This is a genomic window from Amycolatopsis sp. CA-126428, from assembly GCF_002904335.1.
Lineage (GTDB): Bacteria > Actinomycetota > Actinomycetes > Mycobacteriales > Pseudonocardiaceae > Amycolatopsis.
The window spans coordinates 95,882-108,683 of record NZ_PPHF01000005.1 but is presented as its reverse complement, the minus strand read 5'-3'; the positions used below and the strand labels follow the sequence as shown (position 1 = coordinate 108,683).

The following is a 12,802-nucleotide window of genomic DNA, read 5'->3' as shown; positions in this document are numbered from 1 at the left end:
GTGAGTGGTAAGGCGGGTTAGAACCCGCCTTACCACTCACGACCCGCCGAGCGAGGGCTAGGGGGCGATGATGAGCGGGACCTCCGGCGAGGGACCGTCGGACAACGGGATCTGGTACCGCTGCGTCACGTACGACGCGATCGTGTGGAACAGCGGCGCGGCGGAGTGCCCGACCGGCAGCGTCGTGTCCGGCGCGTCCAGCCGGATCCCGACGACGAACCGCGGGTGGTCGGCGGGCAGGATGCCGGCGAAGGTGATGTTGTACAGGTGGTCGCTGTAGGCCTTCGTCCGCGGGTCGACCTGCTGGCCGGTGCCGGTCTTCCCGGAGATCTGGTAACCCTCGACCGCCGCCGTCGGCGCGGTGCCCTTCTGGACGCCCTTGCCGTTCTGGGCGACCGCGCGCATCATGTCGCGCACCGTCTTGGCGGTCTGCGGGCTGACCACCCGGACCGACTTCGGGGCCGGCTCGGGCACGGTCGTGCCGTCCGGGTTCACCTTCGCCTTGACGATGCGGGGTTCGACGCGCAGGCCGTCGTTGGCGATCGCCTGGTACATCCCGGCCATCTGCAGGACGGTCATCGACAGGCCCTGCCCGATGGGCAGGTTGCCGAAGGTGGTCGCCGACCACTGGCTGCGCGCGGGCACCACGCCCGCGCTCTCGCCGGGCAGGCCGACGCCGGTGCGCTGGCCGAGGCCGAACGACTTGAGCAGGTTGGCGTAGCGCTCCTCGCCGATCTTCTGCGCCAGCAGCAGGGTGCCGATGTTGGACGACTTGGCGAAGATCCCGGTGGTGGTGAACGTCTGGGTGCCGTGGGTCCAGGCGTCGTGCACCGTCTTGTCGGCCACCTGCAGCGCACCGGGCACCTCGACGGTGGACTCCGGCGTCGCGACCCCGAAGTCGATCGCCCCGGTGGCGGTGACGAGCTTGTTCACCGAGCCCGGTTCGAACGGCGTGGTGACCGCGGGGTTGGCCAGGTCGTCGGTGTTCCAGGTGCTCTGGTCGTTGGGGTCGAAGGTCTTGTCGTTGGCCAGCGCGTAGACCTCACCGGTCTTGGCGTCCATGACGACGGCCTGCCCGCCCTTGGCGTGCGACTGCTGGACGTAGTCCGCCAGCTGCCGCTGCACCTCGTACTGCAGGTCGGAGTCGATGGTCAGCTCGAGGTCGGAGCCGGGGACGGCGGCCTGCAGGTCGCGCTCGGTGCCCGGGATGACGACGTTGTCGCTGCCGTTCTTGGTGTTGACCATCATCCGGCCCGGCATGCCCGCCAGGTCGTTGTCGCGCAGCAGCTCGAGCCCGACGAGGCCGTGGAGGTTGTGCTTCGACACGTCCTGGTCTTCGGAGCGCCAGTTCGCGGCACCGACGATGTTGGCCGCCAGGCCGCCGCCCGGGTACTCCCGCAGCGCGCGCTTCTCGACGCCGATCCAGGCGAAGTGCTTGACGATGTCGGCGGCGACGGACGGCTCGACGTTGTTCACCAGGTAGGTGAAGGACGCCTGCTTGTGGAACAGGTCGAGCAGCTGCTGCTCGCTCAGCTGGTTCGGCACCTTGGCCGCGATGTACTTCGCGGCCGCGGCGGTCTCGCCGTCGAACGTCTTCGTGGTGCCGGGGTTCTTCGTGGCGAAGTCGTCCATGCTCTTGTGCAGCGCCTTGAGGTTCACCGACAGCGTGCGCACCTCGACGCTGAACGCCAGCTTCGCGCCGTTGCGGTCCACAATGGACCCGCGCTGCGCGGGGATGTCGATGGTCTGGGCACGCTGCCGCTCGGCCGCGGCCGAGAGCGCGGCGGCGTCGAACCACTGCACCTGCACCAGTTTCACGCCGGCGACGATCAGCACGGCGACCAGCAGCAGGCGCACGGCGGAGAACCGGCTGCGGTGCCCGCCGTTGCCCCGCCGCGCGGCCGCGCTGCGGGTGCCGGCGGCGTACGTCCGCCGCGCGCTGCCCGCGGCGCGCGCGCGGGCCTGGCTGCGGCCCGAAGCCATCACTGGCCGCCTCCCGGCTGGGCCGGCGGCTGCTCCTCGGGCACGGCGGGCTGGTCACCCTCGATCGGCGCGCCCTGCTGCGACTGCGTGCCGGCGGCGGGCGCCGCGGGCGGTGCGGCCGGCACCACCGGGGTGTCCGCCTTGGCCTTCTTGGGGTCGCCGACGAGCGAGGTCTTCCCGTCCGGGCCGACGACGATCCGCGCCGGGTCGCCGCCGGGCACCATGCCCAGCTGCTGGGCCGCGGGGGCCAGCGAAGCGGGCGACTCGGCCTTCGCGACGTCGCGCTGCAGCTGTTCCTTCTGCTCGGCCAGGTTCGCGTTGGTGGTGCGCAGCTGCTCGAGCCGGTAGGAGTCGGCGATCGCCTGCGTGGTCAGCCACAGCGTGGTCGCCACCCCGGCGGCCAGCAGCGCCATCATCATCAGCACGAACGACGCGCGCGACTTCGGCAGCAGCAGCTTCAGCTCGAGCTTCGGCTTCACCGGCGGCTCGGCGGGCCGGGCCTTGGGCTCCGGGCGCGCCTCGCGCTCCTTCAGCAGGTCGGCGCGCTGGGCGCGGCGCGCGTAGGCGCGCTCGGCCGCGGACGTGCGGCCGCGCGACCCGCGCCGGGGCGCGGCCTTGACCGGCGGCGCGTGCGGATCCGGCTCGACGGTGGTCGTCGAGGTGCGGTCGGCCTCACTGCGGTCTCGCGCCGGCGCGGCCCGGCGGCGGGACTTCGCGGGAGCGGTCATCGCGGCTCTCCGATCCTCTCTGCGGCCCGCAGCCGCACCGAGGCGGCGCGCGGGTTCCGTTCGATCTCCTCTTCGCCGGCCTTTTCGGCGCCGCGCGTGAGGAGCTTCAACTCCGGTCCGTGTCCCGGCAGCTCCACCGGGAGCCCTTCCGGGGTGCGGGACTTCGCGAGCTCGGCCAGTGCCTGCTTGACCAGCCGGTCTTCCAGGGACTGGTACGACTCGACGACGATCCGGCCGCCGACCTTCAGGGCGCCCAGCGCCGCCGGCATGGCGCGGCGGAGCACCTCCAGTTCGCCGTTGACCTCGATCCGCAGTGCCTGGAAGGTGCGCTTGGCCGGGTGCCCGCCGGTGCGGCGGGTGGCGGCCGGGACGGCGTCGTAGAGCAGTTCGACCAGGCGTCCGCTGGTGGTGAACGGCTCCTTCTCCCGCGCGGCCACGACGGCTTTGACGATCCGCTGCGCGAAGCGTTCCTCGCCGTAGTTCCGCAGGATCCGGATCAGCTCGCCGGGCGCGTAGGTGTTGAGCACGTCGGCGGCGGTGAACCCGGTGGTCGGGTCCATCCGCATGTCCAGCGGCGAATCCTTGGAGTAGGCGAACCCGCGCTCGGCGCGGTCCAGCTGCATCGAGGAGACGCCGAGGTCGAACAGGATGCCGTCGGCCTTGGCGAGGCCCACGCTGTCCAGGGCCTCCGGGAGCCCGTCGTAGACCGTGTGGACGAAATCGACGCGGCCGCCGTGGTGGGCCAGGCGTTCCGCGGACTTTTCGAGCGCGGCGGGGTCGCGGTCCAGCGCGACGAGCCGCAGCCGCGGGAAGGCCTCCAGGAGGGCGTCGGAATGCCCGCCGAGGCCGACCGTCGCGTCGACGAGGACGCCGTCGCGGTCGGTGAACACGGGAGTGAACAGCTCGACGATGCGGCTCAGCAGAACCGGGACGTGCTCGGGTGCCGTCATGGTGTTCCCTCCCCCTTTCTCGCCTGGGCGGCCCGGGGGAAATATGGCGGATGCCGTCAGGTCCCTGTCCGCCCGCTGCTGACCTGGTACCGGGGAAGGTGCACCAGGGCCATTGAGCGGACAGAGGCCTCACGGCATCCGGGTGGGCTTCCCCTCATCGCGCGGGCGGCGGCGAACCTGTCGTCCCCCGACGACGAAGGTGCACCGCGACCGCACGCCTAGAAGACGCCCGGCAGTACTTCCTCTCGAGCCTTCGCGTAGCTGTCTTCGTGCTCCTCCAGGTAGCCCTGCCACGCTTGGGCGTCCCAGATCTCCAGCCTGGTGATCGCCCCGATCACCACGCACTCCTTGCTGAGCCCCGCGTAGCGGCGGAGCTCGGGCGCGATGGTGATGCGCCCCTGGCCGTCCGGACGCTGCTCGTCCGTGCCGGCGAACAGGTAGCGCTGGTAGGCCCGAACCGCCTCGTTCGTGAACGGGGCCTCGGCGACCTTGCGTGCCATCTGCTCGAACTCGGCGCGGGGGAAGACGAAGAGGCAGTGGTCCTGCCCCTTGGTAAGCATCAGCCCACCCGCCAAGGCGTCACGGAACTTCGCGGGCAGCGCGAGCCGCCCCTTGTCGTCCAGTTTCGGGGTGTGGGTGCCGAGGAACACGGCCTCCACCTCCCTACCGCACCGGGGTGGCGGACCACCCCGAACGGCCACGGGGCTTCCCTTCCGCCCCACTGGCCACCACCGTACCCCACTTTTCACCACAGTCAACGCGACAAAAGGGCAGACCACTCCGTTGGGTGTTCCGTTTGCGCAGGTCAGCCGGGTGGGGCCAGGTGGGGGGCGTGGTGGGGCACGGTGGCCAAGATCCCCCGCACCGGGGGCCGGAGCAACCTCAGCTGTCCCCCGAACGTCCGCATAACGGCCGCGAAAGAACCCTCACCCGGCCCAAGTGGGGTCCCGTGGGGCCGGGGGTGGCCCGAAGTGGGGAACCGGATGGGCCTCCGTGGGGCCAGGGGTGGGTCAAGATGGGGAACCCGGGTGGGGCCCCGTGGGGCCCGGCGTGACCAGCGGGACATCACACGTGACCAGCCGGGCATCACCCCGCAAGCCGTGTCGACCCTCCCATCACGCGTGTCGACTCTCCCATCACGTGTGATGCCCCCTCAATCACACGTGATGCCCCTCCGGACACGGATGATGCCCCTCGGCGCTCAGTCTTCCGGGGTGAGGAAGGCCGTGACGCGGGCCGCGAGGCGGGCGCTGTCGACCGGGCTGACCGTCACCCACTCCACCCCACCGCGGCCCGGGGTCTTCGTCGCGCAATAAGCGCCGACGTCGGTGTCGAACCACGTCAAGCCGCCGACCCGCGCCACCCGGCCCGACCCCGAGCGGCGGCTCACGCTGAACTGTCCCGCCGCGTACACCGGCCGCGCCTGGATCGCCCGGACCTCCTCGAGCTGCGCCGCCGCCGGCCCGGAACCGGCGTCCGAGGCACCCGAGAGCGTCGACGCCGGGAGGCTGATGCCGTAGCCGGGACCCGCCGCCAGCTCCGGCAGGACGTCGACGATCGCCGTGCCCAGCTCGCCCTCGCGGATCGAGTCCAGGCCGATCGTCTGCTCCGGCTGGGTCGCCAGGACGCCGCGGCGGCCGCGGGCCGCGGTCACCGCGCGGAAGGGCGTCGCCGCCGTCATGTCCGCCAGTGCCTCGCACGCGACGAACACGTCCGCGTCGGCCAGCAGGTTCAGGCGCGCGGCCAGGACCGGCTCGAGCCGGGACCCGTCGTGCAGACCGCGCTCGGCGAGGTTGGCGTAGACGGCCTTCCGCACCTCGGCCCGTTCGGCGTCGGTCACGCCGACGCTGCGGACGCTCAGCGGTTCCGGCGGGCGGTCGTGGCCGAGGTCGGTCCAGAGGATGTCGAACGCCGACGCCGAAACCCGGATCAAGCCCGCCCCAGCGCCGGCGGGGCGGGGAACGTCTCGGCGGGCGCGTGGCCGCGCAGCGCGGTGTCCCGTGTCCGGAGGACGTCGATGGCCTTCTGCCGCGCGGCTTCCGCCTCGGCCCGGCGGGCGGCCATTTCCCCGGCCAGCCCGGCCAGCACCAGCACGTTCCCGCTGGACGCCGCGTCGCGGATCATCGACGCCGGGTCGTAGGTCACCGGCGGCGGCATGTCGGCCCGGGCCCGCGCGGCCACCTCGGCCTGCGCACCGACCGCCTGGCCGACCGACGCCGAGACGGCGGCGGAGTGCGAAAGCCACTGCGCGGCCCGGCCCAGTGCCGCGCGCGCCGCGTCCCCCGCCTGGCCACGCCAGTGCTCCTCCGAGGAGGCGACGAGCGCGGCGACGTCGGCGGTGGACTCCTGCAGCCGCTTGGCGAGCCCGTCCCAGCGCGCCCCGACCTCGCCCGCGGCGACCGGGTCGTTGCCGCGCACGACCTCCGCGGCCATCGCCTCGTGGCTGTAGGCCTCGTACCGCGCGGTGGCGACGGGGGGTTCGGGCACGGCGCACCTCCTGGTCAGGGCAGCTTGGGTTCGACGAGCCCGGCCACCGTGCCCGCGCGGCGGCACGCGAGCGGGGTGTCCGAGAAGCCGGTGTTGCTGACGTCGATCTGCACGCTGGCGCGGTCGCCCACGCCGAGCAGCACGGCGCAGGTGCCGTCGGCGGCCTTCTTGTCGGCGACCTTCAGCCCGGGGTGGCGGCCGACCGTCGTCTTCGTGGCGTTCTTCTTGGCGACGTCGAGGTCGGCCAGGCCGTGTTGCTCGTCGAAGGTGACGGTGACGCCGAAGGTGGCGGGCACGGTCCAGTCGCACGCCCGGGCCCCGGCGATGGATTTGGGCTTCCCGAGCACGGTGACGCCGGCGGCCGACCGGTCCTGCGGGGAGAGCAAGGTGCAGGGGTCGAGCGCCGCGAGGCCGATCGGCGAAGCGGACGGCGCAGGGACGGCGGTCGCGGAGGCCGCCGCGAAGGTGTGCCCGACGGCGGCCGGTGGGGTGGTCTGCTGCCCGCACGCGGTGAGGAGAAGAAGGAGAGCGGGAGCAAGGAGGAACCGGCGCCCCCGGCCCGACGCAACCGGCCCCCGGCCGCACGCACCCGCCGGCTCCCGGCCCCACGCACCCGCCGGCTCCCCCGGCGCACCCGCCACCCCGGGGCCCCGCGCCTCCGCCCGTTCGGCACGCACCAGCTCACCCACCAGTGCAGTCCACCCCTTCGGCCGCCTGCTCGTCCGCGTGCTGGTACTTCGCCAGCGCCTCGCCGATCCGCCGCTTGAGCGTCTCCAGCTCCTTGCCGAACGCGGTCAGCTGCTGCACCGCCGAGCCCTGGCCGCCGATCCCGTACTCGGCCATGAACTCGCCGATCTCGCCGGCGTACCCGCCGCCCAGCGGCACGCTCCGGCCGAGCACCTTGGCTTCGCGGACCATCTCGCCGACGACGTCCTGCAGCCGGCCGAGCTTCGCGTAGGCGTCCGTGGCCAGCTCGGGCGCGACCGCGAAGCCGCGGACGTCGAAGGGCGGCTGGGTTCGCAGCTCGCTCATAAGCGGTTACGCCTCTCCGTAGCCGGGCGACCTCGAACCGCAGCATACGACAGAGCAGGGTGTCAGCGGGAGCACCCAGAATCGGGTGAACACCCACCCGTTCGGGGTATCGTGCCTGCTTGCGCAGTGTCATCGGCACTGTCCCAGCCCGAAAGGCCGGCCGTGTTCCTCCGGCCTTCGCGGGGTTCCGCCCCCCGGTTCGCCCGGGTTTGACACACTGGGTGGAAGGCTGGTCGCTGCGCGCGGACAGCAGCGAGGGGGCCGTTCGGCCCGGCGGTGCGCACACTGCGCGCGGCCATGCGCCACCAGGAGGTCGAGTGACGTCGAGAATCCAGTCTGCCGCGCCCGGATCGGGCGAGCAGGCATCCGGGCGGCCGCCTTATCCGGCGGAGCCCTCGGGCAACGGCCGGGCCCCCGGTCACCCCGGCAGAGTGCCGCTGGACGAACTGCACGACACGGCGCGGCGGATCGCCGCCAACGTGGAGCGCGTGCTGGTCGGCAAGCCCGACGTCATCCGGATCGCGCTGGTCACCCTGCTCGCCGAAGGCCACCTCCTGGTCGAGGACGTGCCCGGCGTCGGGAAGACGTCGCTGGCCAAGGCGCTCGCCCGGTCGATCGACTGCACGGTCAGCCGCATCCAGTTCACCCCCGACCTGCTGCCGAGCGACGTCACCGGCGTCTCCATCTACAACCGCCAGTCCGGCGAGTTCGACTTCCGCCCCGGCCCGGTGTTCGCGAACATCGTGGTGGGCGACGAGATCAACCGCGCCTCGCCGAAGACGCAGTCGGCGCTGCTGGAGTGCATGGAAGAGCACCAGGTCACCGTCGACACCACGACCTACCGGCTCGAAGAGCCGTTCATGGTGATCGCGACGCAGAACCCGATCGAGATGGAAGGCACGTACGCGCTGCCCGAAGCCCAGCGCGACCGCTTCACCGCGCGGGTTTCCATCGGCTACCCCGACCAGCAGGCCGAGCTGGCCATGGTCGACGAGCACGCCGGGCACAACCCGATCGAGGACCTGCAGCCGGTGTCCGACGGCGAGACCGTGCACCGGCTGATCGAGACGGTCCGCAGCGTGCACATGGCCCCCGAGGTCCGCCGGTACGCCGTCGACGTCGTCGCGGCCACCCGGGGAGTCCCGGAGGTCCGGCTCGGCGCGTCCCCGCGGGCCACGCTGCACCTCGTCCGCGCGGCGCGGGCGCAGGCCGCGCTGTCGGGCCGCGACTACGTCGTGCCGGACGACCTGCACACGGTGGCGGTCCCGGTCCTCGCGCACCGCCTGATGCTGACCACCGAGGCCCACGCGGCCCGCCGGTCGGCGACCGACGTCGTGCGCGCGGTGCTGCACCGGGTGCCGGTGCCGCAGGGCACCCGGCCCTAGCCGGTGACATCCGGGGCTTCGCCACCCGAACCCCCGAAAACCGTCCTGCCGCCGAAGGGGAAGAGAACGGCATGCTGCGTGCCCTGTCCGGCCTGACCACCCGCGGCCGTTGCCTCCTGGCCGCGGGGATCGCCGCCGCGGTGTGCTCGTTCGTGCTCAACGAACGCGACCTGCTGCGGGTCGCGGTGTTCGTGGTGGCGCTGCCGCTGCTGGTCGCCGTGTTCATCTCGGCGACGCGGCTGCGCATCGGCGCCACCCGCACGCTGCGCCCGCAACGGGTCGCCGTCGGCGGCAACGGCGAGGTGCAGCTGGAGCTGTGGCGCAGCGGGCGGCTGCCGGCCGGCGAGATCCTCCTCGAGGACGGCGTGCCGTACGCGCTGGGTTCGCGGCCGCGGTTCGTCGTCGAACGGCTCCCGCACGACCGGCGCGTCGCCCTGCGCTACCCGCTGCAGCCGGTGCTGCGCGGGATCCAGCAGGTCGGGCCGCTGCGCGCGACGATCACCGACCCGTTCGGGCTGTGCGAGTTCGAGCGCGAGCTGATCGGGCACTCCCGGCTGGTCGTCGTGCCCCGCGTGGTCCCGCTGTGGGGCCTGCCGAGCGGCGCGGGCATCGGCGTCGGCGACGACGGCACGGTCCGGCTGCACGCCGGGCAGGGCGAGGCCGACGTGATCGTCCGCCAGTACCGCCAGGGCGACGACCTGCGGAAGGTGCACTGGCGCTCGACGGCCCGCCGCGACGAGATCATGGTCCGCGTCGAGGAACGCCCGTGGCGCGGCGGCACGACGGTGCTGCTGGACCACCGCGCGGCCGCGCACCACGGCGCCGGCCCGGCGGCGAGCCTGGAGTGGGCGGTGGCGTTCGCGGCGTCGGCGGCCCTGCACCTGCGCCGGTCCGGCCACCGCGTCCGGCTGGTGAGCGAGCACGGCGTCACCCTGGCGGACACCCCGGGCGACGGCGGCGACCACTACGACCACGTCGTGCTCGACGCGCTGGCGGCCCTGCAGCCGGCCCACCAGCGCGACATCACCCTGGCCGGCGACCCGGCCGAGGGCCAGGAGCTGATCGCGGTGCTCGGCACGGTGAGCACCGAGGCGGTGCACGAGCTGACCCAGTACCGCCCGCGCGGCATCAGGAGCCTGGCGGTCCTGCTGGACACGCCGACGTGGTCGGCGGGGGTTTCGGCGCCCGAGCAGAGGGCCGCGGCGACGGAGGACTCGGCGGCCCTGCTGCGCGCGGCCGGTTGGGGCGTGATCGTGGCGGGGCCCGGGTCGCCGATGCCGCAGGTGTGGGCCGAGCTGTGCCGCAGCGGCGCCCGGCGCGGCACGCTGATCGGCGGGCCGCGATGAGCACCACCGCGCACCACATCCGGCCGCACCACCTCGATCGGAGGGCCGCGATGAGCCTCGCCGCGCCGCAAACCACGACTCGCGGCATCGCTCCCGACCACGGCCGCACCAGCCGCGGCGCGCGCATCGGGCCGCCCGCGTCGGCGAGCACCACCGCCCCGCGGCGCACCGCACCCCACCGCACCGCCTCGATCGGAGGGTCGCGATGAGCACCGCCGCACCGCCGCGGAAGTTCGATCGGCCCGCGCCCCGGCCGCAACGGCCGCTTTCCGCCTGGCGCAGCAGCGTTCTCGCGCCCGTCGCCGCCGGGGTTGCCACCCTCTGCGCCGCGACCTCGGTCACCAGCGTCGTCGCCGGGCTGGCCTGGTTCGGGTACCTGTTCGTCGCCGTCCTGCTCATCGGGGCTTCCGGGCTGGCCCTTCGCTCACTGCAGGTGCCGACCGTCCTGGTCGGGTGCGGGCAGCTGCTCGTCCTGCTCTTCCTGATCACCGGCGCCTTCACCACGCACGGCATCCTGCAGGTCATCCCCGGCCCGGAAGCGTTTTCCGAGATCGGGACCACGCTGTCGAGCGCCGCCGAGCAGATCCGGGTCGGGTTGCCGCCGGTCGAGGGCAGCCAGCCGATCCTGTGCCTCATCACCATCCTGATCGGCCTCGTCGCCGTCCTCGTCGACACCCTGACCGTCGCCGCCGCGGCGCCCGCGGCGACCGGGCTCGTGCTGCTCTGCGTCTACGCCGTGCCGGCCGCGCTGAGCGAGGAAATGCTGCCGTGGTGGACGTTCCTGCTCGGTGGGGCCGCGTTCGCCGGCCTGCTGGCCGTCGACGGCAACCACCGGCACCAGCGCTGGCGCACCCGGGAGGCCCCGGGGAGCAGCGGCAAACCCGGCGTGCTGTCCGCGCCGGTCGCGGTCGTCTGCGCGGCGATCGTGCTCGGCCTGCTGGGCGGGGCGATCACCTGGGTCGGCACGATCGGCCGGATGCCGTTCGGCGAGGGCGGCAACGGCCCCGGGGCGGGCTCCGGCGGATTCGGCATCCAGCCGTTCACCGAGCTGCGCGGCATGCTCGACCAAGGGTCCAACCGCGAGCTGTTCAAGGTCCGCGGCCTCGGCACCGACCGCCGGCTGATGCGCGCGATGACGCTGGACACCTACTACCCCAACAAGGGCTGGGGCCTGCACGACGAAGGCCGTTCGCAGCAGGGCGTCCCGGTCGGGCCGCAGCTGCCGCCCGCCCCGGGCGACGACGGCACCGGCACCGCGCGCCGGATCGACGTCGAGCCGACCAGCTGGCGGGACAACTGGCTGCCGGTCTACGGCGCCCCGCGGGTGATCGACGGCACGGCCAACGGCTACCTCTACGACCAGATCAGCGGCACGGTGTTCACCACCCGCAGCGAAGCCCCGCCGGCGTACACCGAATACGCGTCGCTGAAGGAACCGACGGCCGCCGAGCTGCGCGTGACCTCGCGGGTCGACGACCTGCCACCGCGCTACACCCAGATCGACCGGGTCGACGACCGCGTCCGCGCGAAGACCCAGCAGCTGATCGCCGGCGCGACCAACGACTTCGACCGGGCCTCGGCGATCTGGCGCTACTTCACGGCGCAGAACGGGTTCGTCTACGACACGAAGACCGCGCCGGCGACCGACGCCGACGCGCTCACCGACTTCATCCTCAACGGCAAGCGCGGCTTCTGCGAGCAGTTCGCGTCGGCGATGGGCGTGATGCTGCGGGTGGCGGGCATCCCGTCGCGCGTGGCGATCGGCTTCACGCCGGGCGTGCAGGTCAACGACTACCTGACGATCACCACCCAGGACGCGCACGCGTGGGTCGAGGCGTACTTCGGCGACAAGGGCTGGGTGACGTTCGACCCGACGCCGCTGTCCGACGGCCGCGGTATCACGCCGTCGTACCTGCAGGCCGGCCCGCAGAACGGCAACCAGCCGGACGACACCCAGGTGGCGCCGAGCACGGTCCAGTCGAGCGCGGCACCGACCGGCGTCCCGCGTGACAACGAGCCGAACGTCCCGGCGCAGACGGCCAAGGACGCTTCGAGCGGCGACGGCTGGTTGTTCGACCTCGCCCTGGTGCTCGCCGCGCTCGGCGCGGGCGCAATGCTCGTCGCGGCGCTGCTGCGGCGGTCGCTGGGCCGCGGGCGCACGCGGCCGGGGGACGGCGCTCCACCACCCGGGCCCGCGGACGGCGACCGGAGCGAGGGCGCACTGCTCGTCCGAGCGCCGGCGCCGGTGGCGGTACCGTCCCGGTTCCAGGCGCTGCTCGGCTGGCTGCCGCTGCTGGCGGCGGGCTTGTGGATCACCGCGCTGGGCCTGCTCGCGGCGACGGTGGCCTGGTGGCTCGGCGTGCTGGTGGTGGTCCTGCAGCTCGCGGCGGCCGGCCCGGCGCTGTTCCGCGAGGTCGTCCGCCGGCGGCGCTTGCAGCGCATCGTCCAGCAGCAGCCGGGCGCGGCCGACGCGGCCTGGGCGGAACTGCGCGCGGAGTGCGCGGACCGCGGCCTGCCGATCCCGAGCAGCGACACGGTCCGCGTCGCGGGCCAGAAGCTGGCGGCCAAGCACCACCTCGACGACGACGGCCGCGAAAACCTCCGGACGGTCATCGGCGTCCTGGAGAGGTCGTGGTACGGCGGGGACGACGCGGCTCAGCCGGCGCTCCCGCCGGCTTTCGAGGGATTGCGGCGGAGCCTTCGCCGCAACGCGCCGCTGTCGTGGAAGGGAAAGCTGTTCCCTCGTTCGGTCTTCCGCAACCGCGACTAACCCCACCCGCCCTCGGGCCATCACCTGTGCTTGGCGGGGCATCTCGCGTGATCAGCGGGGCATCATCTGTGCTTGGCGGGGCAACTCGCGTGTTCAGCGGGGTATCAGCGTGAAGCCCCGC

11 protein-coding genes are annotated in these 12,802 nt (G+C 73.3%); 3 read left to right on the top strand and 8 right to left on the bottom strand.

From position 1 onward, the window contains the following. Positions 1–57: 57 nt before the first annotated feature. The 8 genes from C2L58_RS01565 to C2L58_RS01530 all read right to left on the bottom strand — a co-directional run bounded on the left by C2L58_RS01565 (position 58) and on the right by C2L58_RS01530 (position 7,180). Entirely contained in the window at positions 58–1,983 is a 1,926-nt protein-coding gene (locus C2L58_RS01565; RefSeq protein ID WP_199191049.1) for a peptidoglycan D,D-transpeptidase FtsI family protein, read from the bottom strand. After that, a complete protein-coding gene (locus C2L58_RS01560; protein ID WP_103335171.1) occupies positions 1,983–2,711 on the bottom strand; it encodes a hypothetical protein in 729 nt (242 codons plus the stop codon). The genes C2L58_RS01565 and C2L58_RS01560 overlap by 1 nt, the downstream gene beginning before the upstream one ends. Further along, on the bottom strand, positions 2,708–3,661 hold the full coding sequence (gene rsmH / locus C2L58_RS01555) for a 16S rRNA (cytosine(1402)-N(4))-methyltransferase RsmH (RefSeq protein ID WP_103335169.1): 954 nt from the start codon (positions 3,659–3,661) through the stop codon (positions 2,708–2,710). The genes C2L58_RS01560 and rsmH overlap by 4 nt, the downstream gene beginning before the upstream one ends. Before the next feature lie 218 nt (positions 3,662–3,879). Further along, a complete protein-coding gene (gene mraZ / locus C2L58_RS01550) occupies positions 3,880–4,311 on the bottom strand; it encodes a division/cell wall cluster transcriptional repressor MraZ (RefSeq protein ID WP_014467434.1) in 432 nt (143 codons plus the stop codon). A 551-nt stretch (positions 4,312–4,862) separates the two neighbouring features. Further along, on the bottom strand, positions 4,863–5,594 hold the full coding sequence (locus C2L58_RS01545) for an ESX secretion-associated protein EspG (protein ID WP_103335168.1): 732 nt from the start codon (positions 5,592–5,594) through the stop codon (positions 4,863–4,865). After that, positions 5,591–6,148, bottom strand: coding sequence for a PPE domain-containing protein (locus tag C2L58_RS01540; protein ID WP_103335166.1), 558 nt, complete (start codon positions 6,146–6,148; stop codon positions 5,591–5,593). The genes C2L58_RS01545 and C2L58_RS01540 overlap by 4 nt, the downstream gene beginning before the upstream one ends. Before the next feature lie 14 nt (positions 6,149–6,162). Further along, positions 6,163–6,837, bottom strand: coding sequence for a DUF3558 family protein (locus C2L58_RS50195; protein ID WP_233225502.1), 675 nt, complete (start codon positions 6,835–6,837; stop codon positions 6,163–6,165). Further along, positions 6,830–7,180 (bottom strand): hypothetical protein, encoded by a 351-nt coding sequence (locus C2L58_RS01530; RefSeq protein ID WP_103335164.1) that lies wholly within the window; start codon positions 7,178–7,180, stop codon positions 6,830–6,832. The genes C2L58_RS50195 and C2L58_RS01530 overlap by 8 nt, the downstream gene beginning before the upstream one ends. Positions 7,181–7,497: 317 nt before the next feature. On the opposite strand from C2L58_RS01530, the gene C2L58_RS01525 reads away from it, so the two are divergent. The 3 genes from C2L58_RS01525 to C2L58_RS01510 all read left to right on the top strand — a co-directional run bounded on the left by C2L58_RS01525 (position 7,498) and on the right by C2L58_RS01510 (position 12,681). After that, positions 7,498–8,565 carry an AAA family ATPase gene (locus tag C2L58_RS01525; RefSeq protein ID WP_199191048.1) on the top strand — a complete coding sequence of 356 codons (1,068 nt, stop codon included), beginning with the start codon at positions 7,498–7,500 and terminating at the stop codon, positions 8,563–8,565. Positions 8,566–8,636: 71 nt separating this feature from the next. Then, on the top strand, positions 8,637–9,911 hold the full coding sequence (locus C2L58_RS01520) for a DUF58 domain-containing protein (RefSeq protein WP_103335161.1): 1,275 nt from the start codon (positions 8,637–8,639) through the stop codon (positions 9,909–9,911). Between the two features lie 205 nt (positions 9,912–10,116). Continuing rightward, positions 10,117–12,681, top strand: a complete 2,565-nt coding sequence (locus tag C2L58_RS01510; protein ID WP_103335158.1) for a transglutaminase family protein — start codon at positions 10,117–10,119, stop codon at positions 12,679–12,681. Positions 12,682–12,802 lie beyond the last annotated feature (121 nt).

What these genes read in the sequence shown, in the direction of transcription:
- C2L58_RS01565 (WP_199191049.1), bottom strand. Translation starts at nt 1,983, where the DNA reads ATGGCTTCGGGCCGCAGCCAGGCCCGCGCGCGCGCCGCGGGCAGCGCG.
- C2L58_RS01560 (WP_103335171.1), bottom strand. Translation starts at nt 2,711, where the DNA reads ATGACCGCTCCCGCGAAGTCCCGCCGCCGGGCCGCGCCGGCGCGAGAC.
- C2L58_RS01530 (WP_103335164.1), bottom strand. Translation starts at nt 7,180, where the DNA reads ATGAGCGAGCTGCGAACCCAGCCGCCCTTCGACGTCCGCGGCTTCGCG.
- rsmH (WP_103335169.1), bottom strand. Translation starts at nt 3,661, where the DNA reads ATGACGGCACCCGAGCACGTCCCGGTTCTGCTGAGCCGCATCGTCGAG.
- C2L58_RS01510 (WP_103335158.1), top strand. Translation starts at nt 10,117, where the DNA reads ATGAGCACCGCCGCACCGCCGCGGAAGTTCGATCGGCCCGCGCCCCGG.
- C2L58_RS01520 (WP_103335161.1), top strand. Translation starts at nt 8,637, where the DNA reads ATGCTGCGTGCCCTGTCCGGCCTGACCACCCGCGGCCGTTGCCTCCTG.